General features: G+C 47.3%; 19 protein-coding genes and 1 tRNA gene. 11 read left to right on the top strand and 9 right to left on the bottom strand.

Annotation, left to right across the window (positions count from 1 at the left end; genetic code table 11):
* Positions 1-50 precede the first annotated feature (50 nt).
* From ACLR2L_RS11010 to ACLR2L_RS11000, 3 genes are read left to right on the top strand one after another with little or no spacing between them, the layout of a single operon-like run.
* Positions 51-2432 carry a DUF1592 domain-containing protein gene (locus ACLR2L_RS11010; RefSeq protein ID WP_413368206.1) on the top strand — a complete coding sequence of 794 codons (2382 nt, stop codon included), beginning with the start codon at positions 51-53 and terminating at the stop codon, positions 2430-2432.
* Positions 2401-3756 (top strand): DUF1552 domain-containing protein, encoded by a 1356-nt coding sequence (locus ACLR2L_RS11005; RefSeq protein WP_140960357.1) that lies wholly within the window; start codon positions 2401-2403, stop codon positions 3754-3756. Before ACLR2L_RS11010 ends, ACLR2L_RS11005 begins: the two co-directional genes overlap by 32 nt.
* Positions 3757-3768: 12 nt before the next feature.
* Entirely contained in the window at positions 3769-4842 is a 1074-nt protein-coding gene (locus tag ACLR2L_RS11000; RefSeq protein WP_413368204.1) for an ankyrin repeat domain-containing protein, read from the top strand.
* A gap of 27 nt (positions 4843-4869) precedes the next feature.
* Here ACLR2L_RS11000 and ACLR2L_RS10995 read toward each other — a convergent pair.
* Together ACLR2L_RS10995 and ACLR2L_RS10990 are read right to left on the bottom strand one after the other, a co-directional pair.
* Positions 4870-4946, bottom strand: a tRNA-Val gene (locus ACLR2L_RS10995).
* A gap of 151 nt (positions 4947-5097) precedes the next feature.
* Complete coding sequence (locus tag ACLR2L_RS10990) at positions 5098-6198, bottom strand: patatin-like phospholipase family protein (RefSeq protein ID WP_413368202.1); 1101 nt, start codon at positions 6196-6198, stop codon at positions 5098-5100.
* Positions 6199-6630: 432 nt separating this feature from the next.
* Between ACLR2L_RS10990 and ACLR2L_RS10985 the strand changes: the two genes are divergently transcribed.
* The 5 genes from ACLR2L_RS10985 to ACLR2L_RS10965 all read left to right on the top strand — a co-directional run bounded on the left by ACLR2L_RS10985 (position 6631) and on the right by ACLR2L_RS10965 (position 9638).
* A complete protein-coding gene (locus ACLR2L_RS10985) occupies positions 6631-7152 on the top strand; it encodes a PTS glucose transporter subunit IIA (RefSeq protein ID WP_413368200.1) in 522 nt (173 codons plus the stop codon).
* A gap of 131 nt (positions 7153-7283) precedes the next feature.
* Entirely contained in the window at positions 7284-7631 is a 348-nt protein-coding gene (locus ACLR2L_RS10980; RefSeq protein WP_413368198.1) for an ArsC family reductase, read from the top strand.
* Positions 7631-8758 (top strand): succinyl-diaminopimelate desuccinylase, encoded by a 1128-nt coding sequence (gene dapE / locus ACLR2L_RS10975; RefSeq protein ID WP_413368196.1) that lies wholly within the window; start codon positions 7631-7633, stop codon positions 8756-8758. Before ACLR2L_RS10980 ends, dapE begins: the two co-directional genes overlap by 1 nt.
* Positions 8755-9435, top strand: a complete 681-nt coding sequence (locus ACLR2L_RS10970; protein WP_255439282.1) for a M15 family metallopeptidase — start codon at positions 8755-8757, stop codon at positions 9433-9435. Before dapE ends, ACLR2L_RS10970 begins: the two co-directional genes overlap by 4 nt.
* Positions 9432-9638, top strand: a complete 207-nt coding sequence (locus ACLR2L_RS10965; protein WP_140960369.1) for a DUF2897 family protein — start codon at positions 9432-9434, stop codon at positions 9636-9638. Before ACLR2L_RS10970 ends, ACLR2L_RS10965 begins: the two co-directional genes overlap by 4 nt.
* A 38-nt stretch (positions 9639-9676) precedes the next feature.
* On the opposite strand, the gene ACLR2L_RS10960 is transcribed toward ACLR2L_RS10965, so the two are convergent.
* The 7 genes from ACLR2L_RS10960 to ACLR2L_RS10930 all read right to left on the bottom strand — a co-directional run bounded on the left by ACLR2L_RS10960 (position 9677) and on the right by ACLR2L_RS10930 (position 18326).
* On the bottom strand, positions 9677-9997 hold the full coding sequence (locus ACLR2L_RS10960; protein ID WP_140960371.1) for a heavy metal-binding domain-containing protein: 321 nt from the start codon (positions 9995-9997) through the stop codon (positions 9677-9679).
* Positions 9998-9999: 2 nt separating this feature from the next.
* Positions 10000-10410: an HIT domain-containing protein gene (locus ACLR2L_RS10955; RefSeq protein WP_413368193.1), complete on the bottom strand. Its 411-nt coding sequence runs from the start codon at positions 10408-10410 to the stop codon at positions 10000-10002.
* The gene (astE, locus tag ACLR2L_RS10950) at positions 10403-11443 is read right to left on the bottom strand and encodes a succinylglutamate desuccinylase (RefSeq protein ID WP_413368191.1); all 1041 of its coding nucleotides are present in this window, start codon (positions 11441-11443) and stop codon (positions 10403-10405) included. The genes ACLR2L_RS10955 and astE overlap by 8 nt, the downstream gene beginning before the upstream one ends.
* Before the next feature lie 127 nt (positions 11444-11570).
* Positions 11571-12884, bottom strand: coding sequence for a putative bifunctional diguanylate cyclase/phosphodiesterase (locus tag ACLR2L_RS10945; RefSeq protein ID WP_140960377.1), 1314 nt, complete (start codon positions 12882-12884; stop codon positions 11571-11573).
* 427 nt (positions 12885-13311) lie between these two features.
* The gene (locus tag ACLR2L_RS10940; RefSeq protein WP_140960379.1) at positions 13312-15792 is read right to left on the bottom strand and encodes a glycogen/starch/alpha-glucan phosphorylase; all 2481 of its coding nucleotides are present in this window, start codon (positions 15790-15792) and stop codon (positions 13312-13314) included.
* A gap of 202 nt (positions 15793-15994) precedes the next feature.
* Positions 15995-17647 carry a phosphoglucomutase (alpha-D-glucose-1,6-bisphosphate-dependent) gene (gene pgm, locus ACLR2L_RS10935; RefSeq protein WP_413368188.1) on the bottom strand — a complete coding sequence of 551 codons (1653 nt, stop codon included), beginning with the start codon at positions 17645-17647 and terminating at the stop codon, positions 15995-15997.
* Between the two features lie 28 nt (positions 17648-17675).
* Positions 17676-18326: a SeqA protein gene (locus tag ACLR2L_RS10930; RefSeq protein WP_413368186.1), complete on the bottom strand. Its 651-nt coding sequence runs from the start codon at positions 18324-18326 to the stop codon at positions 17676-17678.
* Between the two features lie 285 nt (positions 18327-18611).
* Between ACLR2L_RS10930 and ACLR2L_RS10925 the strand changes: the two genes are divergently transcribed.
* The 3 genes from ACLR2L_RS10925 to ACLR2L_RS10915 all read left to right on the top strand — a co-directional run.
* The gene (locus ACLR2L_RS10925) at positions 18612-18806 is read left to right on the top strand and encodes a hypothetical protein (RefSeq protein WP_413368184.1); all 195 of its coding nucleotides are present in this window, start codon (positions 18612-18614) and stop codon (positions 18804-18806) included.
* A 65-nt stretch (positions 18807-18871) separates the two neighbouring features.
* Entirely contained in the window at positions 18872-19237 is a 366-nt protein-coding gene (locus tag ACLR2L_RS10920; protein WP_413368182.1) for a hypothetical protein, read from the top strand.
* Between the two features lie 78 nt (positions 19238-19315).
* A partial coding sequence (locus ACLR2L_RS10915; protein WP_413368180.1) for a DUF4870 domain-containing protein occupies positions 19316-19516 on the top strand: 201 nt, incomplete at its 3' end.

Here is a 19516-nt window from a genome sequence, read left to right as displayed (position 1 = left end):
CACCGGACACTCTACGTACGCGTCTCTAAGTATCATCCGATTCACCCGATATGTCGTTTACCGCTAAACAGGCAGATCGATTACTGTATGACCGCTGTGAAGACTGTCATAACGATTATATTTTTGATGGCAACTGGTCGATTAGCGATATCAACGTTAACGACATCGCACAGGGTGACAATCTGGCGCGCTGGGAAAGTATTTTAAAATCGGTAGCCATGGGCGATATGCCGCCGGCCGATAAAAAACAGTTAACTCCGCAGGAAAAGGCGTCGCTGCTGCACTGGCTGGGTTCGTCACTGGATAACTTTGCTGAACAGCATCCCAATCCGGGCCGCTCAACACTGCGGCGATTAAACCGAAGCGAATATGCCAATTCGGTGAGGGATTTGCTGGCACTGGATGTGGACATAACGCCATTGCTTCCCGGCGATGACTCAGGCTATGGTTTCGACAACAATGCCGATGTATTGAGCGTTTCAACTACCCATCTGGAGCGATATCTGAATATAGCGGGTAAAGTGAGCAATCTGGCCACCGGCATAGTGCCAGACTCAGCAACAAAGGTAAGCTATGTGGTACCCAAAGACGGCTCGGTAAAAAATAGCGGCGTACCGTCTTATGATCTGAGAATGAGCGACGATTTACCGCTGGACTCCCGAGGCGGTGGCAGTTTTACATTTTACGCGCCCATTACCGGCGAATACGACATTGCGGGATACCTGAATGCCAATACCAATAACGAGGTCGATCGCCTCGATATTCACCGCTATAACTACACGCTTACCCTGAACGCCGGCAGCCACACCATTGGGATGGCGTTTCGCAAGCAACTGGCGCTGAATGAACACGTACCAACGGTGCGCAAAGGAACGGATTACGTTGTATTGCCCGATCGCCCCCCAACAAAGCTGACATTGGATTTTATAGTTGATGGTGCACGGGTGAATACTGTGCAAGTGCCTTCGTATCACCTGTCTTCACGCTTTTCCCAAGCGGCTTTTTTACGCGATATAATGGAAATAGAGGTAATTGGTCCGTTAGCCACTAACGCAACCATTACAGCGGCCACAGACACGCCCAGTACGCGTAAAATATTTATTTGCCAGCCAGAAAATACCGATAGTACAGCCGCGACATCCCCCACTGAAATCGCCTGTGCCAAGCGGATTTTAACTAAACTGACTACCGAAGCGTACCGGCGTCCCTCCACACCTGACGATATTGAGCCACTTGTCAGTGTATTCACCTACGCGCGCAAGGATTTGGATTTCAAAGCCAGTATGGCAACCGCGCTACAAGCATTACTGGTATCGCCAGGCTTTTTCTATTTGCAGGAGCCCGCACCTCAGAACATTAACCCGGGCGCGGTGTATCAGATAAGTGATACTGAATTTGCCGCCCGGCTCGCCTTATTTTTGTGGAGCAGTATTCCTGATCGCACCCTGAGAGAGCTGGCGCAAAGTGGCCGTCTCAGAGAGCCTGAAATACTTAACAACGAAATTGAGCGAATGCTCCGGTCTGATAAAGCCCTGGCGCTTACCCGCAACTTTGCCGGCCAATGGCTTTACTTGCGTAATCTTCCTTATCATGCCCCTGACGTATTTGAATTCCCTCAATACAACGTACCGTTACAGCAATCAATGAAGCGGGAAACAGAGTTATTCTTTACCCGCATTTTACAGGACGATCGTTCCATTTTTGACTTCTTGAATGCCGATTATGGCTATTTGAATGAGCAGTTAGCCACACATTACGGCATTGAAGGCGTAAATGGACAAGCGTTCAGACAAGTAAACTTAACCGAACATTCGGGCAGAGGGGGCCTGTTAGGTCAGGCCAGCATATTAACGCTTACGTCCAACCCCAATCACACCTCTCCGGTTAAACGGGGAAAATGGATACTGGACAATTTATTAGCGGCCAGTCCTCCTCCGCCGCCACCTGATGTACCTGCACTGGTGGCGGAACACGATGGCATAGCCTTGTCGGCCCGCGAGCAACTTAAGCGGCATCGCGAAGATCCTGTGTGCGCCGCCTGTCACAAAAGAATGGATCCACTTGGGCTGGCCTTGGAACAATATGATGCTGTTGGCGCATTCAGAACCGAATATGCAGGACAACGCATTGATGTTACCGCGCAAATGCCTGACGGAACCCAGTTTGAAGGATTACCCGGATTACACGACATTTTGTGGGAGCGCCGCGAGCGCTTTGCACTGGCCTTCACAGAACGGTTGTTAACCTATGCCCTTGGCAGAGGTTTGGAAGCCCACGATCAGCCCACAATCCGACATATTGTTACAACGGCAAAAGCGGATGACTATCGCATTCAAAGTATCGTCAAGGCCGTCATAGCCAGCATGCCATTTAACTACAAAAAAGCACCCGAGGCGCCCGATGAAAAAGAACAAATCGCAACAGCACACTAGTCAGGGGCTGTCTCGCCGCGCATTTTTGCGAGGATTGGGCGTGACCGTCACCCTGCCGGTAATGGAATCGTTGCTGCCTAAAGCTCATGCACAAGTGCTTGAAAGCCGCCCCAAGCGCATGACAGTATTTTATTCACCCAATGGGGTTAGGATGCAGCGCTATACCCCTACCGAAACGGGCTACAATTACACCATCACACCGGTGTTGAAGCCGCTTGAAAAAGTGCGCGATAAGTTTTCTGTTATTTCCGGTCTGGCTCACTATCAGGCCAGTGCGTTCGGCGCACCACCTGCCGGACACGGACGAAGTTGCCCGGCCTTTTTAACCGGCGCACACGCTAAAGCAACGGAAGGGGCTGACATCTACTGCGGGGTGTCTGCCGATCAGATAGCGGCACAATTTTTTGCAAAAGACACACAGCTTGCCTCACTGGAATTAGGCATCGAACCACCCAGCTTATTGGGGAGCTGCGACATTAATTACAGTTGTACCTATACCAATACCATTTCATGGAAGAGTCCTACCCAAGCCTTACCTGCAATGGTTGCCCCAAGTGATGTGTTTGAGCACCTGTTTGGCAATGGTAACAAGATAGACGAAAACACCAGACAAATGCGACTTGCCCATAAAAGCAGTATTCTCGATTTTATCCAGGGCGAAGCAAAGCGGCTTAATCGGCGTTTAGGTAGTCACGACAGGCAAAAAATGGAACAGTATCTGGAATCCATTCGCGATGTGGAAAGGCGCATAGAAAAGGCTCGACTCACTAAAATCGAGATGAACTTAGCAGACGTGACCGTGCCTGCATCGATTCCAAATGATTATGAAGAACATGTAAAGATAATGCTGGACTTACAGATGCTTGCGCTGCAAACCGACATGACCCGCGTGAGTACTTTTATGCTTGGACGCGAACTGAGTAACCATGCTTACACGAATCTGGGTATCCCCGACGGCCATCACGCGTTAAGTCATCACGCCAATGATCCCGACAAAATCAACAAACTGGTGAAAATAAACGCTTACCACATGCAACTGTTCGCAGACTATTTGGAAAAAATGGCCAGTATCCCCGATGGTGAATCCAATTTATTAGACAACACCTTTGTGATCCGAGGCGCCTGTATTGGTGAGTCGAATGACCACGACCATATGAACCTCCCCATTTTACTGGCCGGGGGTGGCTTACCAGGTAACCGTCACATAGCTACCGACAAACACACACCTATGTGTAATCTGTTGCTGAGTGTATTGCAGCACATGGGCGTGCCAATTCAGCAGTTTGGTGACAGTACCGGGCCATTGGCCGCATTAACCGCGTAAGAAGGTAATAGAATGAAAGGAAAACTGTTTGCATTGGTGATAACAGCCTGTATCAGCGGATGCCAGAATGAAGCAGTCAAGCCGGCTTCAGACTCGTTGAAACACACACAAGACCAAACGCAGCTATTACAAACAAAGCGGGCGATTCTGGCATTAGATACATCACAAGTAAGAGCGTTAGCGGCACAGATTGACGTAAATACCCCCTTACCGGATCAATCCAGCCTATTGGCCTGGGCCATCGAAACACAAAGTCCCGAACTGGTTGAGATATTACTTAAACAAGGTGCAAAAGTGCAGCAAACAGGGGAAAACCGGTTCAGCCCAATAATTCAGGCATGCCGTTATGGCAATGCACAGATAATTAATCTGTTGTTAGACCAAGGCGCATCGCCTGAGGCCAGAATTGAAGATGGTACCAGTGCACTTCATCTTTGCGCCGGCACCACGTCAGCAGACACCTTGTCGAAGATGCTAAGCATGAGCGATAGCATCGAAATCAATTCGACGAACGAATACGGACAAACGCCATTGATGTTTGCAGCCAATACCGGCAACGTAAACGCACTCCTGCAATTAATCAACGCTGGGGCTGATATTAACAGGCAAACCCTACAGGGCTACAGTCCGCTGTTTTTTGCCATTAAAAGTCAGCATCTGGCCACGGTAAAAGCTGTGATAGCCCATGGGGCAGATGTACTTCATACCGCACAAGATGGTACGTCCGCTTCCCAACTTGCGGTGTATACACAAAATTTCGAATTTTTAACCTGGTATGCCCAAACACTGCCGACATTAATGAACCAGGAAGCAATACACACACTATTAACCGCCTACGACCGAGATGGCGAGCAACTGCTTCACAAAGCGGTTAGTGCTAATCAGGCAGAATTAGTAAGTGAGCTACTGAAGCTAGGGGCAAACCCTACATCCCGCGCCCAGCCCTCTTCGCTCACCTGGCGGTACGAAGCCAACTTTAAGACAGAATCCTACCAACCCCCACAGCTAACGCCGTTGGAAATAGCGCAGAAAAACAAATTTGATCATATTGTCGCGTTGCTAAATGGCAGTTTAAGTACAATCTGAAAATGTGAGTAAAAAAGCAGGATAAGATGGTGCGTCTAGCCTGATTCGAACAGGCGACCTCTACCATGTCAAGGTAGCGCTCTAACCAACTGAGCTATAGACGCATAGACAAACGGTGAACACCGAGTGGCGCGTATAATAACGATGCCAACAGACTGGTGCAAGTATAAATTCTTTATTCACCCATTGATTGCATAAAGATCGCACAAAAGCCTTATCTGCATCGCTTCACCAGACGCTTCTTTTAGCGCTTGTTCATGCCGGTGTTGCGCTTTTTGCTGGCTTGCAGGCAAAGGGAATGGGCTTGGTATAGCGCAGAATCTCGCCTCTGGAAATGGTTTGCATCAGGAATTCGCCCAGCCGGTCGGATTCAGACAGCACTTGTTGCCAATACTTAATACGCGTTTTTGCATCCAGCGTTTCAAAATCCTTGCGATCCGGGATTTTACCGTAGGGAAGACTTGCCACAAATTCTTCAGAAGGCACCAGCATTACCACATTGTCAAAGCTCGCCTTGTGGGGGATCCGGTGTTTTAACGCTTTGTCGAACCAGCCCGGAATAGCTTTGGGATAAAAATGCGGATACAACACTAAACCAGACGTCGGGCCAAATTGTAAATCAAAGTGGTAATCTATAATGCCTCCGTCGCGATAGACTCCCTCAGGCGCTTCGGTAACCTCTTGCACTCCATTAAGTACAAGTGGAATGGAGCCTGATGCCAGTAACGCGTCTTTCACGTTACTAAACGACAAATCGATATATTCTGTACGCAAATTATAAGGGTCAATTATCTCAAATTTGCTGTTGGGTGCGGTAAACACACTGCGAGTGTACAGCTTTTGCAATAATCGTCGGTTTACCAGATTGGCCGCAGCACTGATGCCAAGCCCAACCATCTGACTGGGTTTGTTGTAATGTTGCATTAAACCGTGGCAGCGTGCCGTGATAATTTGTAATTTGTGATAACGATTGGTCATTACCTCAATGATCCCCTGCTTACCCATTACATAATGAATAAGCTCCCGGGCTTTGTCGGTAATTTCCCAACTGGTCGGTTTCTCAGAATAAACGGGAGTTGAATAGCATTCGGCCAGGCGATTGATTGCTGCGTATGGGTCTTTTTGAACAAAACATGCAGCGCGAAATGCCCCAGCCGACGAGCCGATTACATTTACCCGATGGGCGCTTTTTAAGAACAATTCAGGGAATATAACTCTGTCGAGACCTGCTAATACAAACCACTTAGGCCCGCCAGACGCTCCCAGAAAGTGATGAAACAGTTGGGCTTTAAAACCGTGCTGTTGTATTTGTCTTAGTGCTTTGGGACCAGCATAAATATTTAACGGCGCGGCCACGTATTCTGTCCTTTTTTATTTAGTCTGATTTAGGGTAATCCTATCCTAAGGTAGAGGTAAGGTAAATCGGCCATCGGTACAGGTAAACTATGTTTACCGGTAAGACAATAAAAAGTGGACAAGGCTTCAGATACTGACCCGGTAAGGGTAAACGGTTCCATCTGCACTGCACTACCCGACGGATCAGATCACATACAGCGAATATTTTCATAAAAAATTGTGGATATTTGCTAAAAACTATGCCGCAACACAACTGTGCAGTTTATAACCAACTCATTTTAATCAATCAAATACAATAACTTACAACTTACCCCATAACTACTCAACAAAGTTATCCACAGATATAGTGGATAACATTGAATAAAGCGTTTCGCAGTGGGATCTTGATGGAATTATTGATACATTGGACCATGTTTCAACAGCCTGATCATCATGAATTACTGCTTTACTACCCGGATCACAGATAGCGCCCCCGTTGCTAAAAAAGCGGCTTTGCGTATAACAAGCCCGGCTACCGGTGCAATTTTGTCGTTGTCAGACTCTCCGTCAGCACTCTACCGGGAGAGAATCCTGGGAGAAGGAATAGGCATTCAACTCACCCGTGGCGAAGTGTATGCGCCTTCCTCCCTTGTTGTTTCCAGTATCGATCCAGCTAAGGGCTCGTTAACAGCAGTTACCTCAAAAGGTATCAAATTGTTATTTCAGGCTGGGCTGCCCGAATTCACCGGCCATGGCGAACGCTTGCAATTCCATGTTGGTACAGGCTATACGGTAAATGCTGGCATGTGTTTGTTTACCTGCGATCCCCTGTGGATGAAGCAACAGGGTCAGCAACCCTGTTTGTATTTCACGTTGTTAAATGCGGCCCCCCTTGCCGCAATTCAGCGCCACGCGTCTGGCAGTATTCGTGCATTGGACGATCTGCTTTTTACGTTATATGTTCATCCCAAATAGCCTCTATACAGCGTAAGGGATATAACATATAGCGCTTGATGATGGACACTAACCAGCAATCCTTTGCAAGCCTCAAGCGGGCAATATAGACTTGCACCTCACAAGAGTTATTAAAAATAAGAGACACTTCCATGAATGTAGTAATGTACGGGATCCCAAATTGTGACACGATTAAAAAGGCCAAAACCTGGCTGGCTGATCACAACGTGGAATTTGAATTTCACGATTACCGCAAACAAGGTGTTCCTCAGGATACGTTGCAGCATGCCCTCAACACTCTGGGATGGGAAACCTTGCTGAACAAACGTGGTACTACCTACAAACAATTGTCAGAAGAACAAAAAGCGTCTGTCTCCGCCGACACGGCTCTGGCCCTGCTAACCGAACATCCGGCAATGATTAAACGTCCTTTATTGTTAGTTGAACAAGATTTCCATGTTGGCTTCAAAGCCCCACAGTATGAAGAGATTTTTGCGTAATGCGTGATGTACTAGCGGTCACTAAAGACCTAATTAACCGTCGCTCGGTCACCCCTGAAGATGCGGGATGTCAGGAAATGATGAAAGACTGGCTGGCAGAGCTTGGCTTTAATAACGAAACCATGGTGTTTAACGACACAACCAACCTGTGGTCCCGTCGCGGTACGGATGGCCCGGTGTTCTGTTTTGCTGGCCATACCGATGTGGTACCCAGCGGTCCGGAATCAGCGTGGAAGACACCGCCGTTTACGGCAACCGAGAAAGATGGTGTGTTATATGGTCGTGGTGCTGCTGACATGAAAGGCAGTCTGGCCGCCATGTTAACCGCAACCCGCCAGTTTGTTACTGACTACCCCGACCATCATGGCAGTATTGCCTTTTTGATCACCAGTGACGAAGAAGGTCCGTTTATAAACGGTACTACGCGCGTAATAGACACCCTTGAAGCGCGTAACGAAAAAATTAAGTGGTGCATTGTGGGCGAACCGTCCAGCACTAATACGGTGGGTGACGTAGTAAAAAATGGCCGTCGGGGCTCTCTCACCGGCGATTTAATCGTAAAAGGCATACAAGGTCATGTAGCCTACCCCCATTTGGCTAAAAACCCGGTACACGATGCCTCACCAGCCTTGGCGGAACTAGCCAGTGCACACTGGGACAACGGCAATGATTTTTTCCCGCCTACCAGTTTTCAGATCTCTAACATTCACGCTGGCACGGGCGCAGGTAACGTGATCCCCGGTGAGCTGCATGTTTGCTTTAACTTCCGTTTTTCTACTGAAGTGACCGACCGCGAATTGATTAAACGCGTTGAAGAGGTGCTTGCACGTCATAAGCTGGATTACGACATCAAATGGACCTTTAACGGGCAACCGTTTTTAACCGATAAAGGCAACCTGGTTGAAGCAGCCCAAAAAGCCATATTGGCTGAAATGGACTTTAACACAGAGCTTTCCACCGCAGGCGGTACGTCTGATGGTCGTTTTATTGCCCCTACCGGTGCCCAGGTCGTAGAGTTGGGGCCGGTAAACGCCTCCATTCACAAAATTGACGAACACGTGCGCATTCAGGACCTGTATCATCTGGAACGCATTTACTACCGCATTATGGAGCACCTGCTAACGTGATCCATTCCGACGCATGGCTAGGCTTACACAATCCTTATTTGGTTGATGTTGGAAACGGACATCAACTGCATCCTGATGTGGCCAAGGCTTTTACAGCCATGCAGTCTCATGCGGCCATAGACGGACAAGATATACAAATAGTCAGCAGCTACCGTGGATTCCAACGGCAGCTGTCTATTTGGAATCGCAAATGGACAGGTGAGCTGCCATTGCTCGACGAGAACGAACAACGGCTTGACGTAGCAGCCCTGACTGACGAGCAAAAAGTGTACGCCATACTCACCTGGTCTGCCCTACCCGGTGGTAGCCGTCATCACTGGGGTACCGATTTGGACGTTTTCGATAAATCCGCTGTTGATGCATGTGGTGGAAAGCTGGATTTGGTGGATGCCGAATACCGTGATGGCGGCCCCTGCTTTGCGTTGGCTTGCTGGATGGGAAATCACCTGGCAGAGCATGGTTTTATGCGTCCGTTTATGCGCAATAATGGCGGCGTTGCCACCGAGTTATGGCATCTGTCTTATGCACCTACAGCGGCAGAATTTGAAGCGCTACGCAATCCTGAGCAGCTTCGGCGATGCATTGAACATGCGGATATGCAGGGTAAGTCTACAGTACTGACCCTGTTTGATGAACTGTACCCAAGGTACGTATTAAATGAAGGCCTGAAGGCATGAATACCTGGTTTATTATTGGCATTGTTGCCCTGGTACTGGGAGTGATAGTGAGCAATATTCTGTTGCTGCGATCCAGCACCAAATTCAACTTGCCACCAAATTACCGCGCGCCGGAAAAAGAGCACGACGACACAGATGACTCTGCGTCATCTGCGTTCACAAAAACCAGCGAAGACAACAACGACAAATCAAAAACGTCCTGAAGCACAGCCGCTTGTTAGCGTCTGTAATGCAGTGTTGCCTATTCTGCAGTGACTGCCGTACCGCTGATACTAACCATCAGCATACTGTTTTTATCGCCCAGTACTTCGTAGTCCAGATCAATGCCCACCACGGCATTCGCGCCCATATTGCGGGCCTCCTGCTCCAATTCGCGAAAAGCAATCTGACGCGCTTTGGTCAATTCGTCTTCGTAAGCACCGGCGCGCCCACCCACGATGTCGCGAATAGATGCAAACAGATCTTTAAAAATATTGGCGCCCATAATGGCTTCGCCAATCACAATACCGTGATATTGCTTAATGGTTTTACCCTCAATTGCAGGCGTAGTAGTTAAAATCATGATCAATCCTTAATCGATAACAGCGTTTGAAATTGGCTCACTAACACGTTAGCTTGCTCAGCAGTATACGGTTTTACCGGATACTTTCCCCAAATAGGACCTGGCCAGGCTACATCAGTATTGAACCGTGCGACATGATGAATATGTAACTGTGACACAACATTACCTAGTGCGGCAATATTCAGTTTAGCATCAGGATAAGCCTGCAGTATGGCTTTTGCCACTAAACGGCTCTCGTTGCTGTAAGTCTGATAGTCAGCATCAGTTAAATCGGTCAGCTCCACCGCACCCGCTACGCGCGGCACCAGAATGAGCCAGGGATACTGACTGTCATTCATCAGCAATACCCTGCATAACGGTAAATTCCCTACTACCAGGGTATCAGCAGCCAGTCGGCTATCGAGATTAAACATCCAGTGTCTCCAGAGTCGTGGGTACCACAGTTAACAATGCGCGTTGGCCTATTGCCACATTGGCATTCGGGAATACAATCGCTTCACCGTCCTGCTTGGCTTCGTAGCGGGCACCAGACTCACTGGCCAGCAAGGTTCCTGCCTTAAAATCGGTAAAATTCGGTGTGTCATCACCAAAATGCAGAGAAAAGTCGTCTTTGTAACGATTAACAACCTGATTCACTTTATACAGTGTCAGCTTGTCGAGTGATACCATTGGCGCAAAATCGTCTTCGCTAATCAGCTTGATTAGGCTGTCACGCGCATCGGCAAACCTTGACATGTCGTTCTGCCCAAAGGGTTTAACCTGCCCTAACTCCACAGTAAAGCCCCTCGCCTGATGAGCGGCACTGGAATAATAGCTGAAGGTTGTGGTAGGTGACGACGACAACAAATACGTATTGATGCCACAAGCATGTAAAAAGCCAAATTGTTTCGCGCTGTGATGACGGCCATCATTTAAAAATGGCATCACAACAAACTTCTCGTTTTTGGATTCGCGGATCGCCGTGTGTAAATCGTAATGCAGCTTTTCGTCGGTATCGCCGGCTTCAGCAAAAAACGCTGACACCACCTGCTCCAATTGGGCAGCCCGTTCTTTTTCCGGATTAGAGGGGCCTTTAGCGTGCTCACCACTGAACAGGCGATTCATATTCTCCTCAACAAAGCGCTTTGCAATATTCATTGAAGGCAGATTGCCGAAAATCAGTAACACACGGTGTTTAACAACGATGTTTCCTGTGATCACATCGTCGAGAATATCGGAACATATTTCGATTGGCGCAGTTTCATTACCGTGAATACCGCAGGAATATACGATGTGCTTTAGCCCACTTGGCGAAGGCTGCGCAGGTGTTATCTGCACCACGCCAGGTACAACAATGTGTAGCTGAGTACCGTTGGATAGCGCAATAGTTTGCCCACATGGCAGTAATTCAGGGTTAAAACGGGAAAGGTGTAAAAATTGGCCATTAGCCAGTAACGCTGGTGTCATGTGATTACGTGCAATAAGGAGTAAAAACAGTAGTGTATCGCGTCAGGTTTCGCGAAAAAAGTAGCCACGGCAGTTTTGTGAAATAGGCTAAATTCAGTTGTAGCGAGAAGCTTACAGCGAGTAGCGTTTATACTGCTTTCATCTGGCGATAAGGCGAGTCGCCTACAATGATATCCTGTTGTGCCAGTGCAATAAAAGCCTGATGCGGGATGGCCTTTGAAAACAAATACCCCTGCCCATAGCGAATTCCGATATCACGTAACAGATGTAGTTGTTCAATGGTTTCTACACCTTCTGCGATCACTTCACTTCCCTTAGCCTCGCCGATAATTCTTGCGGCTTCAATGATGGCTTTGTTAATCGAGTTATCGGTTAATTCCATTACGAAGGTCTTGTCGATTTTAAGCGTATTCAGTTCTAAATCGCGAATATATGCCAGATTAGAATACCCTTTGCCAAAATCATCTACGGCGACTTTAATGCCCAGCTGCCGAAGCTCTGCTAACTGCTTTTTCACCATTAACGAGTTAGACACCGCGATGTCTTCGGTTAATTCTAACTCGAGTTGCTTCATATTCACGCCATAGCGATGAGTAAGGCGTTTTAGTGTTGGTATTAACTTGGTATCGTAGAGCTGCGTGGGCGAAATGTTGACCGACAGCGTAATATCGAGTCCATTCGCTTCAAAGCCTACCAGGCCACGAATGGCACTCTCCAGAGTCCAGTAACCGAGTTCATTCATCATGTGGTACGACTCGGCAGCTTCAATAAGCGGCCCGGGAAACAGTAAGCCATCGGTGGGATGATTCCATCGCAACAAACACTCCGCCCCCACAATGCTGAGCGTCGCCAGATCGACTTTTGGCTGGTAGTACAGTTCGAGTTCGTTGCGGGCTAATGCACGCTGTAAATCGGCTTTCAACGCAAGACTGCGACCAGTTTCGGCTTTGTCGTGCATGCTGAGCAGCGAAAAGTTTTCGTACTTGTTTTCTTTTGCCTGTTTCAGGGCTGCTTCGGCGCGGGATACAAATAAGGTCAGGTCGAAAGCGCCCTGAGATTTACTCACTACCCCCACATTGAAATCAGCGATAAACGCGTGACCATCGTAATACATGGGCGTTTTAAAGTGTTCAACAAGGTATTCGAATTGCTGCTGCAATACCACCGGCGAGTGAATACCCGGCAGGACCACACCAAATACATCGCCGCTAATCCGGCCGAATTCAATGTTATGATGGAACAAACGCTGTAATCGATTGGCAATTTCTAACAGAAACTGATCGCCCACTTCTATACCAAAACTCGTAGTGACATCCGAGAAACGCACCACATCAATCAGCATCAGCGATAGCTGAGTATTGCGCTCGCCGCTCGTCGCAATTTTGTCGATGAATGCGTAGCGGTTTGGAATTGTCGCTAATGTTGTATGAGAAACGGTCATAAAACGCGTTTGGCCTTAAAAAGCTGAATAAACAGTACGTTATTGATTAATGGCTATGGAAACACTGAACTAAAGTCTATGCAAGCACTATTGTGTATAAAAATATATACCCGTGTATTAGTGCCTTGATAGGCGTATTCAACAATTGGCTAAATTGTATAACGTATTGATCTTTAGGAGACTTTATCTTACTGACAAACTCACACCACAAAAATGTTTACACCCCGTTAACAATAAGGCGTGGCGCTGAATTGCCCGAGTGAATAGTTCCTTTTTTACCTGGCTGTGGTAATTCTGAAAACAGGAAAACCAGGAAAATAAGCGCAAGCGATATTCTACCTTTAAATACAAACTGGTCATACCTGAATACTAAAAAAAAAAAGCCGCTATCGGTTTCCCGATAACGGCTTGGTTATTTCTGTAAAACTCAGGCTTTGGTTACCGGGCAGGAGCGCAGTTTCCAAATTCGCTCAACATAATCGTTGATTGAACGGTCAGAAGTAAACTTACCCATCTTCGCGGTATTGATGATAGCCATTCGCGCCCAACGGTCTTTGTCGCGATATGCTTCGTCAACGCGTTTCTGCGCTTCAGAGTAAGCTTCGTAATCTGCCAGTACCAGGTACGGGTCGCCGTGATCAAGCAAGCTTTGTTTAATCGATGACAATGCGCCTGGTTTACCTGGCGTGAAGTAATCGGTTTCCATCCAATCCAGTACCGCTTTGATTTCGGCATTTTTATAGTAGTAGTCGTAAGGTTTGTAACCCGACTTCTTAAGTGCATTCACTTCATCTACCGTTAAACCGAAAATAAAGATGTTGTCTTCGCCCACTTCTTCGGCGATTTCAATGTTTGCACCATCCAGCGTACCAATGGTAATGGCACCATTGAGCGCCAGTTTCATGTTACCGGTGCCCGACGCTTCTTTACCCGCGGTGCTGATTTGCTCAGACACATCCGCTGCCGGAATCATTTTCTCGGCTAAACTTACGCGGTAGTTAGGCAGGAACGCCACTTTCAGTTTCTTGTTTACACGCGGATCATTGTTGATCTTATCGGCCACTTTATTGATAGCGAAAATAATATCTTTCGCCAGCTTATAACCAGGCGCTGCTTTCGCACCGAAAATAAACACACGCGGGTGCATGTCGTAATCCGGGTTTTCCAGTAAACGACGATACAGCGCCATAATGTGTAACAACGCTAAATGCTGACGCTTGTACTCGTGCAAACGCTTAATCTGCACGTCAAAAATAGCATTAGTATCAACATCCAAATCCAGAGAGCGCTTGATCTCTGCGGCTAACACTTCTTTATTTTGCTGCTTCACCTGCATGAATTGCTTCTGGAACGCTTTGTTATCGGCAAATTTTGCCAGCCCTTCCAGTTGCTTTAAGTCTAATGGCCAGTCTGCCCCAACTTTCTTATCAATCAGTTTAGACAGGGCTGGATTACAGGCTTTTAACCAGCGACGTGGCGTGATCCCGTTTGTGACGTTGGTCAGTTTTCCTGGCCACAATGCGTCAAATTCCGGGAACAGGTTTTGTTTAACCAGTTTAGAGTGAATTTCCGCAACACCATTTACCGCAAACGAGCCAATTACCGACAGGTTACCCATACGGACCATCTTTTCGTTGCCTTCTTCAATGATCGACAGCTTGGCTTTCACTTCGTTATTGCCAGGCCACTTCTTGTCCACCTCTTTCATAAAGCGGTGGTTGATTTCGTAAATGATTTCCAAATGGCGCGGCAGGATTTTTTCAATCATTCGGGCCGGCCATCTTTCCAGCGCTTCAGGCAGCAACGTGTGGTTGGTGTAGGCAAATACCTTGGTACAAATTGCCCAGGCGCTGTCCCAATCCAGTTCGGCACGGTCAACCAGAATACGCATCAGCTCAGGGATTGCGATAGCCGGGTGAGTGTCATTTAGCTGAATAACAACCTGATCAGTGAAACGGCTCCAGTCATCACCATGGGCGCGTTTGTAACGACGAATAATGTCTTTTAACGAGCATGCACAGAAGAAGTATTGCTGGATCAAACGCAATTCTTTACCGGCTTCGGTTTCGTCATTCGGGTACAACACTTTTGAAATGGTTTCGGCCTGAACGTTTTCAACCTGCGCGTCTACATAACCACCAGCATTAAATACGTCCCAGTTAAAATAACCCGACGATTTACTCTGCCATAAGCGGAGCACGTTTACGTTTTTACCGCCGTAACCCACTACCGGGATATCCCACGGTACCCCTTTCACAATGTGCCCAGGGTGCCATTCTTTTTGAATACGGCCATTTTCACCGTATTTGGTTTCCACATAACCATACAGAGAAACTTCCTGAATGGATTCAGGACGGCAAATTTCCCATGGGTTGCCGTAATCGCGCCAGCTGTCCGGACGCTCAATTTGCGCACCGCCCTGGATTTCCTGACGGAATAAGCCGTGCTCATAATGAATGCCGTAGCCAATTGCAGGCAGATCCATGGTTGCCAGTGAATCGATAAAGCATGCTGCCAGTCGACCCAAGCCACCATTACCCAGCGCCATGTCTGGCTCTTCTTCCAATACATCACTCAAACTGACACCCAGTTCATTTAATGCGTCATTCGCCACATCAAATAAGCCAAAGTTTTGCAGGTTATTGGAAAGCAGACGTCCCATAAGGAACTCGGCCGAAAAATAGTGAACCGCACGGGTATCGTTTAAATAATGGGTTTTCTGGGTTTTACGCAGCCCTTCCAGCACTTGTTCTTGCATGGCCGCACAAGTGGCTTTCCACCAAGCGTGGCTGTTGGCTTTATTTTCGTCAGTGCCAAGGGTGCAATGAAGGTGTTTTACCACCGACGCTTTAAACGCGCTTTTATTAATGATGATTTCTGGTTCAGGATTTGCTTTTTTGCCGCTCATGGGTGATCTCACTCTATCGGTCAAAGTTTAAACACTTAATGTAATTAACTTACAACTCATAGAGCGAATATAGCAGCACTAAAAAACTTTTTTTGTAATTTTTTTGTTAAAAAACAAAAAATCCAGTACAAACTTTAATCGCTTGACTGGATTTTTACATTTATTTAACAAAAATGAATAACGCCGACATAAAAATCAGCTGTTATTTAATGATTTTAGCAACGAGCTGTTCTGCTTCTTTTATCAAATCCTGTAAGTGACTTTCACCATTAAAGCTCTCAGCATATATTTTGTATATTTGCTCTGTGCCCGATGGACGTGCTGCAAACCAACCGTTTTCAGTAGTCACTTTCACCCCACCGATGGCAGCATTGTTGCCTGGCGCATGGGTTTGCACATTGGTAATCGCTTCACCAGCCAGCGATTCACTGGTCACCACACTGGCATCCATTGCTGACAATTTGTCTTTCTCTTCCAGGCTGGCCGCCACATCGACACGTTGGTAACAAGGCGCACCAAACTTCGCGGTAAGCGCGTCGTAGTGCTCACCCGGGTCTTTACCGGTAACCGCCAGAATTTCAGCAGCCAGCAAACACATAATAAAGCCGTCTTTATCGGTTGCCCAAGTTTCACCGTTGCGCTGCAGGAAAATCCCACCAGCACTTTCTTCGCCGGCAAAACCCAGTTCACTGTCAGACAGCCCCTGTACAAACCACTTAAAGCCCACCGGCATTTCTGCCAGATCACGGCCCATGCTTTTTACCACGCGGTCGATCATGCTGCTCGATACCAGTGTCTTACCTACTTTTAACGAAGCTGGCCATTCCGGACGATGCTGATAAAGGTAGTTGATAGCAACTGCCAGGTAATGATTAGGATTCATCAGGCCCCCGCTCGGACATACAATGCCATGGCGGTCGAAATCGGGATCATTACCCCAGGCGAGATCAAACTTATCTTTTAGTTCGATTAATCCAGCCATGGCATAGGCAGAAGAACAATCCATACGCAATTTGCCGTCTTTGTCGCGACGCATAAAACCAAACTGCGGATCCACTTTAGGATTTACGACTGTGATATCCAGACCATAGTGCGCGGCGATATGCTGCCAGTAGCCTACACCTGCCCCGCCCAACGGATCAGTACCTAATTTGAGACCGGCTTTTGCAATGGCTTTCATATCGACGACTTTTTCTAAGTCGGCAATATAATCCATCATAAAATCGTCTTCACTTACGAACTCAGATGCCATGGCGGTTTTTAAATCAAGCCGTTTAACGTCTTTATTGCCAGCAGCAATTAACGCGTTCGCTCGCAGCTGAATTATTTTGGTTACATCGCTATCTGCCGGACCGCCATGAGGCGGATTATATTTAAATCCACCATCAGAAGGCGGGTTGTGCGACGGGGTAATCACAATACCGTCGGCAAAAGCGTCTGTGCGACCGCGGTTGTAACGAATAATCGTTCGCGAAATAACTGGCGTGGGTGTATAGCCCTTCGACGAATTGTCGGCACGCTGAATCACTACCTTTACATTATTGGCGCTGAGCACTTCAATCGCCGTGATCATGGCAGGCTCAGACAACGCATGCGTGTCTTTACCAATAAACAACGGCCCGGTAATTTGCTGATGCTCGCGGTATTCCGCCAGCGCCTGACAAATGGCAGCAATGTGCATATCGGTAAAGGTCGTATTTGCTGCTGTACCACGGTGACCTGAAGTACCAAAACTCACTGCCTGGGCAGGGTCACTCGGGTCGGGTTGGTAACTGAAATACTGACTAACCAGCAGTGCCACATTAATTAATTGCTCTTCTGCTGCGGCCTTGCCTGCCTCGGGGTGTAACGCCATGAAATTATCCTTTTAACGTTTAAATGAATTACTGCTCAGAAAATGCCTCAGTAATGGATGCCACTACCTTATCGCTATATCCCAGGATCTGCAAAACCTGCGACAACATGGCCAGCTTTTTAGCAGTGTTATTGTTGGTAACTACCCAATAACCGCTTTCTGGGATCGCTTTTGGATTGGTGCTGCTGCCAGTTGCCAGTAACTCTTCTTTACTGGTGGCAAAGTACTTGCGGTTTTTACCTTTTATAGACTCAACCTGTGCAAATTCGACGGGCTGTAATACAAACGCCTGTTGCAGAATATACAGAAACTGATCTACACGCTTATCGAACTGTTTCAATGTTGTTGGGTTAACTAACTTGAGCAGTGCGTCATCATCTGCATTTGCAGGCGTCGCAGTTACAACGTTAACAACGGCAGGTATCTCAGTAACAACTTTAGCTTTGGTGGATTTTGCAGGGGCTTTCTTGACGGCAACCGGCGTTGGTGCAGTTTCAGCATTAGGTTGAGTAGCATCGGCTAAATCAGACTCAACTGGCGCAACGACATTCCCTTCTGCGGCAACTATCTCGTCGCCCATTAATAAACGGCGCAGAATTTGCGACGCGCTTTCGCCAATATGCTTGGTTTGACCCGCAATAAAGGCATACAAATCATCATCTATTTCTATTGTTTTCATTATGACTTCCTTCTTTTGGCGCACATTATAATCGACCCCGAAAAGGATCACAGCCCTTTATCAGTACATCTTTTCATCCCATAGCATTTTATACCAATTCGCATAGAAGTTTGCCCTCTCAGAGTGAGTCAAAACGACTTAGATCACGACGCGCACTCTGAGGCATAGTCATTCTATGTCCAGAGGGCGCAACACAGATATAAGTCGTTTTGGCCACTCCCTTCGGGCAACACTGGCAGACTTTTTAGCGTTGTTACGCTTGCTTGATTTGGAACCACCAAACCTGTGCAATCAAGCCTAGCTAAAAAGCCTGCCAGTGCTGCTGAGTGGGCAAACTTCTATGCGAATTGGTATTATTCCAGTGGTGTAAGGGATGTGTTTTATAAGCTATTTGCCCGAAACCGCATCAGGCTGTTTGGCGGCACCTCTCAATGCCAAATCCCGAATAAACGCATTCTGTCGAGATTTCGCGGATTGTAAGTAAATCGGGTATTGTTAGCATTACCTGACACACGTCCTCAGGTTGTAAAGGAAAAAAGGATTGTATGAAGTCGTCCTACATTACATTAATCGTGTTGTTTAGTTCTTACATTGTGGCCAGTGCAGCAGACACCTATTATCTCTTTCATTTTGGTACGCCTGATATTACCTGGGCCGCGCATACGCTATTCTTGGGCATTGGCTTGTTTGTATGGTGTAAACAGCATGCCCACGAGCACGACAAAACTAACCTGCGGTTTTATCCGCTGCTTGCTGCCTTTGTTGCCGTTATTGGTGTGCCGGTTTACGCCTACAAATTTTATGGGGCCAAACAAGGTTCCCTGCTGTTAGGCAAAGCACTACTATTTGTGGTGGTAAGTTCTGTTGCTGGGTACATCACTGCGTTAATCGTTGAGCAGTTTTTTATATAACTGCTTATAGTCTGTTCCCACATTAGGCGCTAGTGTTAAAGTAGATCAGACTCGATTAACTCAAACACGGAGTGTCACATGAATTCAAATGAAGAATACTGGGGTATGCCCCTGAACACCTATTGCATGGCAATACATTTAAGCCAACTGGCCAGTATTGTTATTCCCGGTCTGGGTTTTGTGCTGCCGGTTATCTTGTGGATTGCCAACAAAGACAAGCATGACGCTATCGATATGCACGGTAAGGTCACCATAAACTGGCTGATTAGCCTGTTTATT

Source organism: Alteromonas sp. AMM-1, assembly GCF_047290655.1.
GTDB lineage: Bacteria > Pseudomonadota > Gammaproteobacteria > Enterobacterales > Alteromonadaceae > Alteromonas > Alteromonas mangrovi.
Note: the sequence above shows the minus strand (reverse complement) of the source record. Positions and strands in the feature narration are given on the sequence as shown.

Coding starts and splice junctions, on each gene's coding strand:
- ACLR2L_RS10980 (WP_413368198.1), top strand. CDS start 7,284: ATGAATGTAGTAATGTACGGGATCCCAAATTGTGACACGATTAAAAAG.
- astE (WP_413368191.1), bottom strand. CDS start 11,443: ATGACACCAGCGTTACTGGCTAATGGCCAATTTTTACACCTTTCCCGT.
- ACLR2L_RS10920 (WP_413368182.1), top strand. CDS start 18,872: ATGAAGTCGTCCTACATTACATTAATCGTGTTGTTTAGTTCTTACATT.
- ACLR2L_RS11005 (WP_140960357.1), top strand. CDS start 2,401: ATGAAAAAGAACAAATCGCAACAGCACACTAGTCAGGGGCTGTCTCGC.
- ACLR2L_RS10955 (WP_413368193.1), bottom strand. CDS start 10,410: ATGTTTAATCTCGATAGCCGACTGGCTGCTGATACCCTGGTAGTAGGG.
- ACLR2L_RS10965 (WP_140960369.1), top strand. CDS start 9,432: ATGAATACCTGGTTTATTATTGGCATTGTTGCCCTGGTACTGGGAGTG.
- dapE (WP_413368196.1), top strand. CDS start 7,631: ATGCGTGATGTACTAGCGGTCACTAAAGACCTAATTAACCGTCGCTCG.
- ACLR2L_RS11000 (WP_413368204.1), top strand. CDS start 3,769: ATGAAAGGAAAACTGTTTGCATTGGTGATAACAGCCTGTATCAGCGGA.
- ACLR2L_RS11010 (WP_413368206.1), top strand. CDS start 51: ATGTCGTTTACCGCTAAACAGGCAGATCGATTACTGTATGACCGCTGT.
- ACLR2L_RS10940 (WP_140960379.1), bottom strand. CDS start 15,792: ATGAGCGGCAAAAAAGCAAATCCTGAACCAGAAATCATCATTAATAAA.
- ACLR2L_RS10960 (WP_140960371.1), bottom strand. CDS start 9,997: ATGATTTTAACTACTACGCCTGCAATTGAGGGTAAAACCATTAAGCAA.
- ACLR2L_RS10985 (WP_413368200.1), top strand. CDS start 6,631: ATGAATTACTGCTTTACTACCCGGATCACAGATAGCGCCCCCGTTGCT.
- ACLR2L_RS10945 (WP_140960377.1), bottom strand. CDS start 12,884: ATGACCGTTTCTCATACAACATTAGCGACAATTCCAAACCGCTACGCA.
- pgm (WP_413368188.1), bottom strand. CDS start 17,647: ATGGCGTTACACCCCGAGGCAGGCAAGGCCGCAGCAGAAGAGCAATTA.
- ACLR2L_RS10930 (WP_413368186.1), bottom strand. CDS start 18,326: ATGAAAACAATAGAAATAGATGATGATTTGTATGCCTTTATTGCGGGT.